17 protein-coding genes and 1 tRNA gene are annotated in these 14,412 nt (G+C 61.3%); 4 read left to right on the forward strand and 14 right to left on the reverse strand.

The features are described from left to right. Window positions 1–3 precede the first annotated feature (3 nt). The 6 genes from iscA to trmJ all read right to left on the reverse strand — a co-directional run bounded on the left by iscA (window position 4) and on the right by trmJ (window position 4,290). A complete protein-coding gene (gene iscA, locus HU738_RS16210) occupies window positions 4–327 on the reverse strand; it encodes an iron-sulfur cluster assembly protein IscA (RefSeq protein ID WP_023630636.1) in 324 nt (107 codons plus the stop codon). A 35-nt stretch (window positions 328–362) separates the two neighbouring features. Continuing rightward, entirely contained in the window at window positions 363–749 is a 387-nt protein-coding gene (gene iscU / locus HU738_RS16215; protein ID WP_007929523.1) for a Fe-S cluster assembly scaffold IscU, read from the reverse strand. Window positions 750–795: 46 nt separating this feature from the next. Further along, window positions 796–2,010, reverse strand: coding sequence for an IscS subfamily cysteine desulfurase (locus HU738_RS16220; protein ID WP_027920282.1), 1,215 nt, complete (start codon window positions 2,008–2,010; stop codon window positions 796–798). Between the two features lie 46 nt (window positions 2,011–2,056). After that, window positions 2,057–2,548: a Fe-S cluster assembly transcriptional regulator IscR gene (iscR, locus tag HU738_RS16225; protein WP_054887562.1), complete on the reverse strand. Its 492-nt coding sequence runs from the start codon at window positions 2,546–2,548 to the stop codon at window positions 2,057–2,059. A 179-nt stretch (window positions 2,549–2,727) separates the two neighbouring features. Beyond that, window positions 2,728–3,516 carry a serine O-acetyltransferase gene (gene cysE, locus HU738_RS16230; protein ID WP_054887561.1) on the reverse strand — a complete coding sequence of 263 codons (789 nt, stop codon included), beginning with the start codon at window positions 3,514–3,516 and terminating at the stop codon, window positions 2,728–2,730. Between the two features lie 3 nt (window positions 3,517–3,519). Then, window positions 3,520–4,290: a tRNA (cytosine(32)/uridine(32)-2'-O)-methyltransferase TrmJ gene (gene trmJ, locus HU738_RS16235; protein ID WP_176510064.1), complete on the reverse strand. Its 771-nt coding sequence runs from the start codon at window positions 4,288–4,290 to the stop codon at window positions 3,520–3,522. Between the two features lie 151 nt (window positions 4,291–4,441). On the opposite strand from trmJ, the gene suhB reads away from it, so the two are divergent. Next, window positions 4,442–5,260, forward strand: a complete 819-nt coding sequence (gene suhB / locus HU738_RS16240; RefSeq protein ID WP_186603561.1) for a type III secretion system regulator SuhB — start codon at window positions 4,442–4,444, stop codon at window positions 5,258–5,260. A 213-nt stretch (window positions 5,261–5,473) separates the two neighbouring features. On the opposite strand, the gene HU738_RS16245 is transcribed toward suhB, so the two are convergent. The 6 genes from HU738_RS16245 to queA all read right to left on the reverse strand — a co-directional run bounded on the left by HU738_RS16245 (window position 5,474) and on the right by queA (window position 11,540). Next, on the reverse strand, window positions 5,474–6,016 hold the full coding sequence (locus tag HU738_RS16245) for a glycine zipper 2TM domain-containing protein (protein ID WP_176510066.1): 543 nt from the start codon (window positions 6,014–6,016) through the stop codon (window positions 5,474–5,476). A 120-nt stretch (window positions 6,017–6,136) separates the two neighbouring features. Further along, window positions 6,137–7,045, reverse strand: a complete 909-nt coding sequence (gene secF / locus HU738_RS16250) for a protein translocase subunit SecF (protein WP_176510067.1) — start codon at window positions 7,043–7,045, stop codon at window positions 6,137–6,139. 10 nt (window positions 7,046–7,055) lie between these two features. After that, complete coding sequence (gene secD, locus HU738_RS16255) at window positions 7,056–8,918, reverse strand: protein translocase subunit SecD (protein WP_099814287.1); 1,863 nt, start codon at window positions 8,916–8,918, stop codon at window positions 7,056–7,058. Between the two features lie 64 nt (window positions 8,919–8,982). Beyond that, entirely contained in the window at window positions 8,983–9,318 is a 336-nt protein-coding gene (gene yajC / locus HU738_RS16260; RefSeq protein ID WP_008092587.1) for a preprotein translocase subunit YajC, read from the reverse strand. A 42-nt stretch (window positions 9,319–9,360) separates the two neighbouring features. After that, window positions 9,361–10,476: a tRNA guanosine(34) transglycosylase Tgt gene (tgt, locus tag HU738_RS16265; protein WP_176510082.1), complete on the reverse strand. Its 1,116-nt coding sequence runs from the start codon at window positions 10,474–10,476 to the stop codon at window positions 9,361–9,363. Window positions 10,477–10,490: 14 nt separating this feature from the next. Continuing rightward, window positions 10,491–11,540: a tRNA preQ1(34) S-adenosylmethionine ribosyltransferase-isomerase QueA gene (queA, locus tag HU738_RS16270; protein ID WP_099814285.1), complete on the reverse strand. Its 1,050-nt coding sequence runs from the start codon at window positions 11,538–11,540 to the stop codon at window positions 10,491–10,493. A gap of 108 nt (window positions 11,541–11,648) precedes the next feature. Between queA and HU738_RS16275 the strand changes: the two genes are divergently transcribed. Beyond that, a tRNA-Leu gene (locus HU738_RS16275) sits at window positions 11,649–11,733 on the forward strand. A gap of 92 nt (window positions 11,734–11,825) precedes the next feature. Here the strand turns inward: HU738_RS16275 and HU738_RS16280 are convergent. Then, entirely contained in the window at window positions 11,826–12,116 is a 291-nt protein-coding gene (locus HU738_RS16280; protein WP_186603560.1) for a hypothetical protein, read from the reverse strand. 253 nt (window positions 12,117–12,369) lie between these two features. Here HU738_RS16280 and HU738_RS16285 point away from each other — a divergent pair, with 253 nt between their 5' ends. Continuing rightward, entirely contained in the window at window positions 12,370–13,017 is a 648-nt protein-coding gene (locus HU738_RS16285) for a trypsin-like peptidase domain-containing protein (RefSeq protein ID WP_186603614.1), read from the forward strand. Window positions 13,018–13,041: 24 nt separating this feature from the next. Here the strand turns inward: HU738_RS16285 and HU738_RS16290 are convergent, their stop codons facing one another. Next, entirely contained in the window at window positions 13,042–13,275 is a 234-nt protein-coding gene (locus tag HU738_RS16290; protein WP_186603559.1) for a helix-turn-helix domain-containing protein, read from the reverse strand. Window positions 13,276–13,485: 210 nt separating this feature from the next. On the opposite strand from HU738_RS16290, the gene HU738_RS16295 reads away from it, so the two are divergent. Next, on the forward strand, window positions 13,486–14,376 hold the full coding sequence (locus tag HU738_RS16295; protein WP_186603558.1) for a bestrophin family protein: 891 nt from the start codon (window positions 13,486–13,488) through the stop codon (window positions 14,374–14,376). Window positions 14,377–14,412: the final 36 nt, after the last annotated feature.

Raw genomic sequence — 14,412 nt, forward strand, 5'->3', positions numbered from 1 at the left:
GCCTCAGACGTTGAAGCTTTCGCCGCAGCCACACTCACCGCGCACGTTGGGGTTGTTGAACTTGAAGCCTTCGTTCAACCCTTCCTTGACGAAGTCCAGCTCGGTGCCATCGAGGTAGACCAGGCTCTTGGGATCGATGATCACCTTGACGCCATGGTTCTCGAACACCTGATCTTCCGCGGCCAGCTCGTCGACGAACTCCAGCACGTAGGCCAGGCCCGAGCAGCCGGTGGTGCGCACGCCCAGGCGAATGCCCTCACCCTTGCCGCGCCCGTCGAGGGAGCGGCGAATGTGGTTGGCGGCGGCTTCTGTCATGCTGATAGCCATCGGAACTCCTTGACTCTTACCTTGCAACGGGCGGCTTAGATCAAGCCTTTCTTCTGCTTGTAGTCGCGAACAGCTGCCTTGATGGCATCTTCGGCGAGTACCGAGCAGTGGATCTTCACTGGCGGCAACGCCAGTTCTTCCGCCAGCTGGGTGTTCTTGATGGTTTCGGCTTCGTCCAGGGTCTTGCCCTTCATCCACTCGGTGGCGAGGGAGCTGGAAGCGATGGCCGAACCGCAGCCGTAAGTCTTGAACTTGGCGTCTTCGATGATGCCTTGCTCGTTGACCTTGATCTGCAGACGCATCACGTCACCGCACGCAGGGGCGCCGACCATGCCGGTACCGACATCCGGGTCCTCGGCGTTCATCTTGCCGACGTTGCGTGGGTTTTCGTAGTGGTCGATGACCTTTTCACTGTATGCCATGGTGCAATTCCTTCCTCATCAGGGAGCCGCTCTTGCCGGCGACTGCTTAGTGGGCGGCCCACTCGATCTTGGAGATGTCAACGCCGTCTTTGTACATGTCCCACAGCGGCGACAGCTCACGCAGTTTGTTGACGGCCATGCAGACTTGCTGCGCGGCATAGTCGACTTCTTCTTCGGTGGTGAAGCGGCCGAAGGAGAAGCGGATCGAGCTGTGCGCCAGCTCGTCGTTGCGGCCCAGAGCGCGCAGTACATACGACGGCTCGAGCGAAGCGGAGGTACAGGCCGAACCGGACGATACGGCGATGTCCTTCAGCGACATCAGCAGCGACTCGCCTTCGACGTAGTTGAAGCTCAGGTTCAGGTTGTGCGGCACGCGGGCAGTCTTGCTGCCGTTGACGTACAGCTCTTCGAGGTCCGAGACCTGCTTGAAGAAGCGGTCGCTCAGGGCCTTGATGCGCACGTTCTCGGCGGCCATTTCCTGCTTGGCGATGGCGAAGGCCTCGCCCATGCCGACGATCTGGTGGGTCGGCAGGGTGCCCGAACGCATGCCGCGCTCATGGCCACCGCCGTGGATGATGGCTTCCAGACGCACGCGCGGCTTGCGGCTGACGTACAGCGCGCCGATGCCTTTGGGGCCGTAGACCTTGTGCGCCGAGAACGACATCAGGTCGACCTTCAGCTTCTGCAGGTCGATTTCGACCTTGCCGGCGGACTGGGCGGCGTCGACATGGAACAGCACGCCGCGTGAACGGGTCAGCTCACCGATGGCGGCGATATCGTTGATCGAGCCGACTTCGTTGTTCACATGCATCAGCGAGACCAGGATGGTGTCGTCGCGCAGGGCGGCTTCGACCATGGCCGGGGTGACGATGCCGTCTTCGCCCGGTTCCAGGTAGGTGACTTCGAAACCTTCGCGCTCGAGCTGGCGAGCGGTATCCAGGACCGCCTTGTGCTCGATCTTGGAGGTGATGATGTGCTTGCCCTTGGTCTGATAGAAGTGCGCCACACCTTTCAGGGCGAGGTTGTCGGACTCGGTGGCACCGCTGGTCCAGACGATTTCGCGCGGGTCGGCGTTGATCAGCTCGGCAACCTGGCGGCGGCCGTTCTCGACCGCTTCCTCGGCCTTCCAGCCGAACACGTGGGAACGCGAGGCCGGGTTACCGAAGTTGCCGTCGACCAGCAGGCAGTCGGCCATCTTCTGGGCGACACGTGGGTCGACCGGCGTGGTAGCGGAGTAATCGAGGTAGATCGGCAACTTCATGGGTATCTCCTATCAGGCGGTGGCGTCGCTCGTGACTGTTAAGCGGTCAGTCGACGGCGGACGTCTCAATCTTGTCCAGCAGGGCGGTACGGCCTGCGACACGCCGCAGGTCCTGGCGCTGGGCGACTTCCTGCACCTCACGGCGCATGACAAGGTCAGCCAGGCTGATGCCACTGAGGAATTCGTGAATCTGCTGGCTGAGGTCGCACCACAGGTGGTGGGTCAGGCAGGTGTCACCGGCATGGCAATCCCCGAGGCCCTGGCAACGGGTGGCATCGACCGACTCGTTGACCGCGTCGATGACCTGGGCCACCTGGATGGTTTCCATGCCGCGCGACAGCTGGTAGCCACCGCCCGGACCGCGCACACTGGAAACCAGGCTGCTGCGGCGCAGCTTGGCGAACAGCTGTTCCAGATAAGAGAGGGAAATGCCCTGGCGCTCGGAAATGTCGGCCAAAGACACCGGCCCATGCTGCGCGTGCAATGCCAGGTCGAGCATGGCAGTGACGGCGTATCGGCCTTTGGTAGTCAGTCGCATGGCTAATGGGTACCACGGGAGTTACGGGATGTGTGCGAGTATGCGATTCCCGAGCATTTAAGTCAACTATTAGACCTACTGCTTTAGTCGGGTTTGCATCAGGGAGGCGGGCGCGAGTGTAGCAGCAATGGGGCGCGAGCACACGCCCCATATGTCAGAGTGACTTCACCGCGACGCAATCAATGCGACTGAGTGTCGCGCTGGGCCGCCTGGGTTTCGACCGCGAAGTCATCTTCCGGCAACTTCGGCAGCTCCTTGGCACAATAGTCACTGCCCATCTTGGTCAGCGCGCCGCACATCCCCTCCAGCCGCTCGTCGACCGCCTGCAGATGATCAAGCATCTGACCGATGGCGCGGGCTACCGGGTCCGGCATGTCACCGCTGACACCGTAGGCATCGAAGCCGATCTTCTCGGCCATGGCCTTGCGCCTGGCCTCGAGCTCGGTGTCCTCGCTGTTCCTGACGATGATCCGCCCCGGGATGCCAACCGCAGTGGCGCCGGCCGGAACCGCCTTGGTCACCACGGCATTGGAGCCGATCTTGGCCCCGGCACCGACGGTGAACGGGCCAAGCACCTTGGCACCCGCCCCGACCACCACACCGTTTTCCAGGGTTGGGTGACGCTTGCCCTTGTTCCAGCTGGTGCCGCCCAGGGTCACCCCCTGATAAAGGGTGACATCGTCGCCGATCTCGGCGGTTTCACCGATGACGATACCCATGCCATGGTCGATGAAGAAGCGCCGACCGATGGTCGCGCCGGGATGGATCTCGATACCGGTCATCCAGCGACCGAAGTTCGACACCAGGCGCGCCAGCCACTTGAAGTCACGCTTCCACAAGGCATTGCCCAGGCGGTGCAGCCAGATGGCGTGCATGCCCGGATAGCAGGTCAGCACCTCGAAGGCATTGCGTGCCGCCGGGTCACGATGGAATACGCTCTGGATATCTTCACGCAGACGTTCGAACATCTGTCAGTCCTTCCGTTTATGCGGCTCACCCCGGGCGACCTTCTGGGTCTCGGTGAGGATGCCGCGCAAAATGCTCATTTCCGAACGATTTACCGAGCTGCGCCCGTACAGCCGGCGCAGGCGCGGCATCAGGTGCTTGGGCTTCTCGGGGTCGAGGAAGCCGATGTCCACCAGGGTTTTCTCCAGGTGTTCGTAGAACAGCTCCATTTCGTCCATGGTCGCCAGCTCGTTGCTGCGCAGCGAGTTGGCGTCGAACTTCTCGACCTTGGTAGGCGCGCCTTCGGCTGCCAGCCAGGCCATGCGCACCTCATAGGAGAGCACCTGGACTGCGGCGGCAAGGTTCAGCGAGCTGAAGTCGGGGTTCGAGGGAATGTGCACGTGGAAGTGACATCGCTGCAGTTCTTCGTTGGTCAGGCCGGCGTGCTCACGCCCGAACACCAGGGCGATCTCTTCACCACCGTTGGCGTGCTCCACGGCCTTGGCCCCGCATTCGCGCGGGTCGATCAACGGCCAGGGGATGCTGCGCTCACGAGCACTGGTGCCCATGACCAGATTGCACCCGACCAACGCGTCTTCAAGGCTGTCGACCACCTGGGCATTGGCCAGGATATCGTCGGCGCCCGAAGCCCGCGCGGTGGCGTCGCCGGACGGGAACTCTTTTGGCTGCACCAGCACCAGACGCGACAAGCCCATGTTTTTCATGGCACGCGCAGCGCCGCCGATGTTGCCGGGGTGGCTGGTATTGACCAGAACAACACGAATATTTTGCAGCAAGGTGTTGTGCTCTCAGATGCAGGTTTGGGGGAAAACGATCTTACAGAACCGACCAGCGTAACGCCACGAAAGCAAATGTGACACTTCTGCCGCCAAACTTTTCTGTTAGAATGTCCGGCTTTCTTCTTTAACATCTCCAGGTGACCCGCCCATGCAGCCTATGCTGAATATCGCCCTGCGCGCCGCTCGCAGCGCCAGTGAACTGATTTTCCGCTCCATCGAACGCCTGGATAGCATCAAGGTCGACGAGAAAGAGGCCAAGGACTACGTCTCCGAAGTGGATCGTGCCGCCGAGCAGAGCATCGTCAACGCCCTGCGCAAGGCCTACCCGAACCACTCCATCCAAGGTGAAGAAACCGGCCTGCACGCCGGCACCGGCGAAGAAGGCAAGGACTATCTGTGGATCATCGATCCGCTGGACGGCACCACCAATTTCCTGCGCGGCATCCCGCACTTCGCTGTCAGCATCGCCTGCAAATACCGTGGCCGCCTCGAGCATGCCGTGATCGTCGACCCGGTTCGCCAGGAAGAATTCACCGCCAGCCGCGGCCGTGGCGCCCAGCTCAATGGCCGTCGCCTGCGCGTCAGCTCGCGCACCAGCCTGGACGGCGCCCTGCTGGGCACCGGCTTCCCGTTCCGTGACAACCAGATGGCCGACCTGGACAACTACCTGGGCATGTTCCGCGCCCTGACTGGCCAGACCGCCGGCATCCGCCGCGCCGGCTCCGCCAGCCTGGACCTCGCCTACGTGGCCGCCGGCCGTTTCGACGCCTTCTGGGAGTCGGGCCTGTCGGAGTGGGACATGGCGGCAGGCGTGCTGCTGATCCAGGAAGCCGGTGGCCTGGTGAGCGACTTCAACGGTGGCCATGACTTCCTCGACAAGGGCCACATCGTTGCAGGCAACATCAAGTGCTTCAAGGCCGTACTGACCGCTATCCAGCCACACCTGCCAGAAAGCATGAAGCGCTAAGCGCGGATCGCAGGCACAAAAAAAGCACCTATTGAGGTGCTTTTTTTATGCCTGATTTCCAGAGCTTGCACACACCTTGTGGGAGCGGCCTTGCGTCGCGAAAGGGTCGCAAAGCGGCCCCGGGATCTCTGCCATATCATAAATTGCCGGGACTGCTTCGCAGTCCATTCGCGACGCAAGGCCGCTCCCACAAAAAGCAATGCAAGACCGAAATCATTGCCCGGCTTCGCTGAGGATCAGCTTGCCATTTTTGTCCAGCGGAATGGTCGAACCCGGTTCGCGGTCCATTTTCACCTGGCCGACCTGGTCGCCGATGGTGTACTTGACGTTGTAGCCCACCACCTTCTCGCTGATGTCGTTGACGGTATTGCAGCGGGTTTGCGTGGTCGTGTAGGTATCACGCTCCTGCATGCCTTCCTGCACCTTGTTACCGGCATAACCACCACCGACCGCACCGGCCACGGTGGCGATCTTCTTGCCGGTGCCGCCACCGATCTGGTTACCCAGCAAGCCACCCGCAATGGCACCGACCACGGTACCGGCGATCTGGTGCTGGTCCTTGACCGGCGCCTGACGCGTAACGGTGACGTCCTTGCAGACCTCACGCGGGGTTTTGACCTGTTGCTTGATCGGTTGCACGTCGGTGACCTGCGCGTACTCAGGCCCTTTGTTCACCAAGCTGTAGGTTGCGACAGCACCTCCGGCAGTCACACCGACAGCACCCAGTACAGCACCTACCAGCATTGATTTGTTCACATGAACCTCCTGATCCTGCCTGCGGGAGCCTTCCCGCCTTCTCCCAGCCTTGGAGCGAAAAAAAAGGCGTGAGTTCAACACTCACGCCTTTTTGGTCGCCGAACGGCGTAGGACTAATCCTTAAGGACGCTCATCCACACCTTCGTTTTTCGCAGGCGGAATCAGGTCTTCGCTGTTCAGGTTCAGCCAGATCAGTACCACGTTGGCGATGTAGATCGACGAGTAGGTACCGGCCATGACACCGATGAACAGCGCCAGCGAGAAGCCGAACAGATTGTCGCCGCCGAAGAACAGCAGCGCAGCGATCGCCAGCAAGGTCGACACCGAGGTGGCGATGGTGCGCAGCAGGGTCTGGGTGGTCGAGACGTTGATGTTCTCGATCAGCGAGGCCTTGCGCATCACACGGAAGTTCTCACGTACGCGGTCGAAGACGACGATGGTGTCGTTCAGCGAGTAGCCGATGATCGCCAGTACCGCCGCCAGCACCGTAAGGTCGAAGGTGATCTGGAAGAACGACAGGATACCCAAGGTCACCACCACGTCGTGGATCAGCGAGACGATCGCGCCCACGGCGAACTTCCACTGGAAGCGGAAGGCCAGGTAGATGAGGATGCCACCCAATGCCAGGAGCATGCCGAGGCCGCCCTGGTCGCGCAGCTCTTCACCCACCTGCGGGCCGACGAACTCGACGCGCTTGATGGTGGCTGGGTTGTCGCCACCGACCTTCTGCAGCGCGGCAGCAACCTTGTTGCCCAGCTGCGGGTCATCGCCCGGCATGCGCACCAGCAGGTCGGTGGTGGCGCCAAAGCTCTGCACCACGGCCTCGTGGAAGCCGGAGTCGACCAGCTCGGCACGTACCGCCTTGAGGTCGGCCGGGCGCTCGTAGGTCAGCTCGATCAGCGTACCGCCGGTGAAGTCCAGGCCGAAGTTCAGGCCCTTCTGCCACCAGCTGAACAGCGCCAGCACGGTGAGGAGCACGGTGACGGCGAACGCGACATTGCGCACGCCCATGAAGTTGATGGTTTTCATCGCAGCTCCCTCAAACCCACAGCTTCTTGATGTCACGCCCGCCGCAGGTCAGGTTGACCATTGCACGGGTCACCATGACGGCGGTGAACATCGAGGTGAAAATCCCGAGGGACATGGTGACCGCGAAGCCCTTGACCGGGCCGGTACCCATGGCGAACAGGATGCCGCCGACCAGCAGGCTGGTCAGGTTGGCGTCGATGATCGCGGTATAGGCGCGGTTGAAACCTTCGTGAATGGCGCGCTGCACCGACATACCGGCATTCAGCTCCTCACGGATACGCGAGAAGATCAGCACGTTGGCGTCCACCGCCATACCCATGGTCAACACGATACCGGCGATGCCTGGCAGGGTCAGGGTCGCGCCCAACAGCGACATCAGCGCCAGCAGCAGGACCATGTTGCCCGCCAGGGCAACAGTGGCGATCACGCCGAAGCCGCGGTAGATGGCGATGATGAACAGCGAGACGAACAGCATGCCCCACAGCGACGCATCGATACCCTTGGTGATGTTGTCGGCACCCAGGCTTGGACCAATGGTACGTTCTTCGGCGAAGTACATCGGCGCAGCCAGACCACCGGCACGCAGCAGCAGGGCCAGTTCCGACGACTCACCCTGGCCGTTCAGGCCGGTGATACGGAACTGGCTACCCAGTGGCGACTGGATGGTCGCCAGGCTGATGATCTTTTTCTCTTCCTGGAAGCTCTGTACGGCAACGTCCTTCTCGACGCCATCGACAGTCTGCTTGACGTAGCGAGTGACCGGCTTCTGCTCGATGAAGATCACCGCCATGCTGCGGCCAACGTTGCTGCGGGTGGCGCGGCTCATCAGCTCGCCACCGTGGCCATCCAGGCGAATGTTCACCTGCGGCCGACCATGCTCGTCGAAGCTGGCCTGGGCATCGGTAACCTGGTCACCGGTGATGATCAGGCCGCGCTCGACAGCAGCGGAACGGTTGCCTTCACGGAACTCGAAGACCTCGGTAGTGGCCTTGGAAGCGCCCGGCTCGGCACCGAAGCGGAACTCCAGGTTGGCGGTTTTACCGAGGATACGCTTGGCTTCGGCGGTGTCCTGCACGCCCGGCAGCTCGACCACGATGCGGTTGGCGCCTTGGCGCTGCACCAGCGGCTCGGCCACGCCCAGCTCGTTCACACGGTTGCGCACGGTGGTCAGGTTCTGCTTGATCGAGTACTCGCGGATCTCGGCGACTTTCGCCTGGGTCAGCGCCAGACGCAGCACGGCGAGCTCGTTGCGCTCGGTGGTGGTCAGGTCGAAGTCATTGAAATTCTTGCGGATCAGGGCGCGTGCCTGCTCGCGGGTAGCATCGTCAGCGAAGCCCAGCATTACGCCGCCATCCTGCTGCGGCAGACTGCGGTAGCGGATGCGCTCTTTGCGCAGCAAGGTCTTGACCTCGCCTTCGTAGACTTTCATGCGGGCGCTCATCGCCTTGTCCATGTCCACTTCGAGCAGGAAGTGCACACCACCGGACAGGTCCAGGCCCAGCTTCATCGGGCTTGCACCCAGGTTGCGCAGCCATTGCGGGGTCGTCTGGGCCAGGTTCAGGGCCACGACATAATCATCGCCCAGTGCCTTGCGCACGACATCCTTGGCTGGCAGTTGATCTTCCTGGTTGGTCAGGCGAATCAGCCCACTGCCCTTCTCACCCAGGCTCGCGCCCTTGACGGTGATACCGGCATCGACCAGCGCCTTGCTGACGCGATCGAGGTCGGCCTGGTTGACCCGCAGCGCCGAGCTGGCACCGCTGATCTGCACCGCCGGATCATCCGGGTAGAGGTTGGGAGCGGAATAAATGAAACCGATCGCCAGTACCACCAGGATCAGTGCGTATTTCCACAGAGGGTATTTGTTCAGCATCACGCCGCCCGTTCAAGACGCGGGGCGCTTTGCGCGCCCCGACTGGAAAAATGAAACCGGTAACTCAGATAGCCTTGAGCGTACCCTTTGGCAGGGTGGCCGCGATGGCACCCTTCTGGAACTTCAGTTCGACGGTGTCGGAAACTTCCAGGACCACGAAGTCATCGGAAACTTTGACGATCTTGCCGGCGATGCCGCCGTTGGTGACAACTTCATCACCTTTCTGCAAGTTGCTCAGCAGGTTCTTCTGCTCTTTGGCGCGCTTGGCCTGCGGGCGCCAGATCATCAGGTAGAAGATGACCAGGAAACCGACCAGGAAAATCCATTCGAAACCGGTGCCGGCTGGGCCAGCGGCGGGTGCTGCAGCGTCCGCGTAAGCGGCGGGGATCAAGAAGCTCATTGGGCACTCCTAATGTAATGTTCTAATAATGGATGCGAACAGTCAGTCCAAAGGCGGCACAGGCAGCCCGCGTTTGGCGTAGAAGGCGTCGACAAAGGCGGCCAATTTACCCTGTTGAATAGCCTCGCGTAAACCGGCCATCAAGCGCTGGTAATGGCGCAAGTTGTGGATGGTATTCAGCATGCTGCTCAGCATTTCGCCACACTTGTCCAGATGATGCAGATAAGCGCGGGAGAAGTTGGTGCAGGTGTAGCAGTCACAGGTCGGATCCAGCGGCGAATCATCATGGCGATGGAACGCGTTGCGGATCTTGATCACCCCTGTATCGACGAACAGATGGCCGTTGCGCGCGTTGCGCGTGGGCATCACGCAGTCGAACATGTCGACGCCGCGGCGCACACCCTCAACCAGATCTTCCGGTTTGCCTACCCCCATAAGGTAACGAGGTTTGTCAGCAGGCATCTGGCCCGGCAGGTAGTCGAGCACCTTGATCATTTCGTGCTTCGGCTCGCCAACCGACAGGCCACCAATGGCCAGGCCGTCGAAACCGATGTTTTCCAGGGCTTCCAGCGAGCGCATGCGCAGGTCCTGGTACATGCCACCCTGGACGATACCGAACAGTGCCGCCGTGTTGTCGGCGTGGGCATTCTTCGAGCGTTGGGCCCAGCGCAGCGACAGTTCCATGGAGGTGCGCGCCACGTCGTGCTCGGCCGGGTACGGCGTGCACTCGTCGAAAATCATGACGATGTCCGAGCCCAGGTCACGCTGCACCTGCATGGACTCTTCCGGGCCCATGAACACCTTGGAGCCGTCGACGGGCGAGGCGAAGGTCACGCCTTCCTCCTTGATCTTGCGCATGGCGCCCAGGCTGAACACCTGGAAGCCACCGGAATCGGTGAGGATAGGGCCTTTCCACTGCATGAAGTCATGCAGGCCGTTGTGCTTCTTGATCACCTCGGTACCCGGGCGCAGCCACAGGTGGAAGGTGTTGCCGAGGATGATTTCGGCGCCGATGGCCTCGATGTCACGCGGCAGCATGCCCTTGACCGTGCCATAGGTGCCCACCGGCATGAACGCCGGGGTCTCGACCGTGCCACGGGGGAAGGTCAGCCGGCCACGACGGGCCTTGCCGTCGGTGGCCAGCAGTTCGAACGACATTCGACAGGTGCGACTCATGCTTGATCCTCTGGGCCGCGTGGCGCCGGATTGCGGGTGATGAACATGGCATCACCGTAACTGAAGAAGCGGTAACCCTGGTCAACCGCCGCCGCGTAGGCAGCCATGGTCTCGGGGTAACCGGCGAAGGCCGAGACCAGCATCAGCAGCGTGGACTCCGGCAGGTGGAAGTTGGTGACCAGGCAATCGACCACATGGAATGGCCGACCCGGGTAGATGAAGATGTCGGTATCACCGCTGAAGGCCTTGAGCACGCCATCGCGCGCTGCGCTCTCCAGCGAGCGCACGCTGGTGGTACCGACTGCGATCACCCGGCCGCCACGGGCGCGGCAGGCCTCGATGGCGTCGACCACGTCCTGGCTCACTTCGAGCCATTCCTTGTGCATGTGGTGGTCTTCGATCTTGTCGACCCGCACTGGCTGGAAAGTACCAGCACCCACGTGCAAGGTGACGAAGGCACGCTCGACGCCCTTGGCGGCGATCTGCTCCAGCAGCGCCTCGTCGAAGTGCAGGCCGGCAGTCGGCGCGGCCACCGCACCGGCGCGTTCGGCGTACACGGTCTGGTAGCGCTCACGGTCGGCGCCTTCGTCGGGGCGGTCGATATAGGGCGGCAACGGCATGTGCCCGACACGATCGAGCAGCGGCAGCACCTCTTCGGTGAAGCGCAGTTCGAACAGCGTGTCGTGGCGGGCGACCATCTCCGCCTCGCCACCGCCATCGATGAGGATCACTGCGCCTTCTTTCGGCGCCTTGCTGGCACGTACATGGGCCAGCACACGGTGGCTGTCGAGTACACGCTCGACCAGGACTTCCAGCTTGCCGCCGGAGGCTTTCTGGCCAAACAACCGCGCCGGAATCACCCGGGTGTTGTTGAACACCATCAGGTCGCCCGGCCGCAGGTAGTCGAGCAGATCGGGGAATTGCTTGTGCGCCAACGCCCCGCTCGGGCCATCGAGGACCAGCAGACGGCTGCCATGGCGCTCGGCCAGAGGGTGGCGGGCGATCAGGGAATCGGGGAGTTCGAAGGAAAAATCGGCGACGCGCATGATGATGTTCGGGTTCGACAGGGCCGGGAAGTTTAGCCCAATGTGTGAAAATTGACCATGAAAGCCGATTGACCGACCACGAGCACCTCTCTATACTGCGCGCCACAAGCCCTGATGGCGGAATTGGTAGACGCGGCGGATTCAAAATCCGTTTTCGAAAGGAGTGGGAGTTCGAGTCTCCCTCGGGGCACCAAAATCCGGAAAAAACCGACCTTATGGTCGGTTTTTTTGTGCCTGGCGTTTCCCCCTGACAGGGCTACTGGGCAGCTCACGGCTTGCTCGGCCTCAGCAGGGACGACCGGCATCAATCCATGCCTTCACCTGATTCAGGCCCAACCTGTAACGGGCGCAGTTGTGCAGCGCCAGAATATCCAGTTCGCCGCGCAGCAATGGCGCAAACTGCACTTTCTCTGCTTCAGGCAGATCCAGCCCAGCCACCACCTGATCCGCAGTCAGACCCTCGCGCACCACGGCATTGATTGCTTCGTTCAGCAGCTCTCGATAGCGCAGACGAACAGGGTCCGGCCCCCCAATGCTTCGAGCATCACGCCATATTTGCAGCTCAATGCAGCTCAATGCAGCTCAATTCAACCCAGTTCATTAAACCTGATAAACCAACCCGCTTTTTGACGCCACGCCCACGACCACGTGCCCTCCAGGTATCCAACGAATCTATTGGCCGCCAAGACATTGATGGCCATAAGCTGTCATTCGTCGGTTATATGCCAAAAGTATTGATGCCGTGATGGCTCTTCGCCATAGTTGCGCCCCCTTACCCATTAACACTGCGTGACCCATGAACAAAACCGCGCCCTGTCTGGCAGCAATGATGCTGCTCAGTGGGTGCAATGGAATGCCAACCGCTTACGTTTCAGACCCCGTCTACGACCAGGCTTTTGTCGTTACTTCCGGTGCCCCCCTCCCGATGCTGCTGATGGCCAGCGCCATCCAGTGGAACGAAGACTACGCCGTCACCGCCAAGCACACCCCGTTCCTGCGCAACGTGGTGCATGAAGGGCTGGGTGATGTGGTGTTCTTCAAGCACAAGGCCAGCAAGGTGCCGCAGTGGCGCCAGTTCGTGCCTGGCGAGTCGGTGACGGCGGTCGGCTTCAACAGCATGATGATGCCGGTGCAAGGCAAGGGGCGCACGCTCGACTCCCTCGTGCGTCTGAAAGGTACACCAGGCAGCGTCTTCTACTCAGTGCATGACGGCCCCATCACCAAAGGCATGTCTGGCGGCCCGGTATTTGCCGATGATGGCAAGGTGGTGGGGATGAACGTAGCCTTCATCGCCAAGGACGGGATCGATGCCCGCAGCCGCCCGGACCTGGCCGACAAGGCGCGGGTCAGCGTGTTCATGTCGTACAACGAAATCGACAAGGAATGGCGGCGCTTCCAGTACCTGGCGCACAAGGGCAAGCCACACAACGCACCTGCTGCAGTCAAGGGTTATGTGGCGGTAGCGAGCAAGCCTTGATCAACATTTGCAGTCAGGCGGGTTTCACCGGCCTTGCGCAGCGGCAGGCTCAGGATGGCAAGCGGGTAGCGTTGGTGCAGATGAAACAGCAGCTCGGTTGATCACGGCATTGCGCGTCCGGGCTCTGTCGATGTGAAGCCGCGCCCGGGCAAGCTCGGCAGAGTTGCCATCTTTCATCACCTGCATCAGGTACTGCTCGATTGCCTCTTCGCAATCCAGGAGGTTTGCCATGTCGAAAGGAATCAGATTTGGCGTCATCACGGCTCCTGCTTAAATGCGCTAAACGAAGAAGCATCGACAATGCCAGTTCTCTTTTCGACACTCTAGTCAGCGGCATCCGAAAGCTGTGTAGTACGCTTCGCGCTTTTTAAACAACACGTCCAGTAACACCTGTTCGCGGACAGCACCGAACCATACCCGCCACTCGACGTCCCATCCTGCATCCCCGGCTTTTTCGAGGCAGCTCGTGTGAAAGACGTCATCGCCCGCAAATACCGCCTGGTCGTCAAGACTTTCGGCTACATCGGCTGGTCGCTGTTCTGGCTGCTGCTCTGGGACGTGCTGGTCACCATCGATTTCATGCTGTTCTTCAACAGCAAGTTCACCCTGCCGCTGATCCCACTGACCTTGTTGGGTTCGGCGCTGGTGGTGCTGGTGAGCTTTCGCAACAGCAGCGCCTACAACCGCTGGTGGGAAGCGCGGACCTTGTGGGGGGCATTGGTCAACAGTTCACGCAGCTTCGCCCGGCAGACGCTGACGCTGATCGATGACAGCGAAGAGGGACCGAACCCGGTCAAGGCTACCTTGCTGCGCCGGCACATCGCCTATGTGAACTGCCTGGCGGCGCACCTGAAGGGCGAGGCCTGCCCGGACGAGCTGATGGCGTTCATTCCGCCTGGCGAGTTCGAGCGGCGTAACCGTTCGAACAACTTCGCCAACGATATTCTCAGCGGCTCGGCGGCGTTGCTGGCACGCGAATATCAGGCTGGGCGGCTGGACAGCATTCGCCTGGCGCGGCTGGAGTCGACGCTGGTGGACCTGTCCAACGCCCAAGGTGGCATGGAGCGGATCGCCAACACCCCACTGCCCTACCCTTACGTGTACTTTCCACGGCTGTTCATCACCCTGTTCTGCCTGATCGTGCCGGTGGGGCTGGTGGAATCGCTGGGCTGGTTCACACCGCTGGCATCGACAGTGGTCGGGTTCATGCTGCTGGCGATCGAGCGGATCGGGACAGACCTGCAAAGTCCGTTTCGTTTCAGTGAGCATCAGATCCAGATGGATACCATCTGCGAGACGATTGAAAGGAATCTGGAATCGATGCAGCGGGAAGCTCAGTGTGGGGAGTTGGTGCAGTAAAGGGGCTGCTTTGCAGCCCCGGCTATCTGTCAGGCC

It is taken from the genome of Pseudomonas vlassakiae, assembly GCF_014269035.2.
GTDB lineage: Bacteria > Pseudomonadota > Gammaproteobacteria > Pseudomonadales > Pseudomonadaceae > Aquipseudomonas > Aquipseudomonas vlassakiae.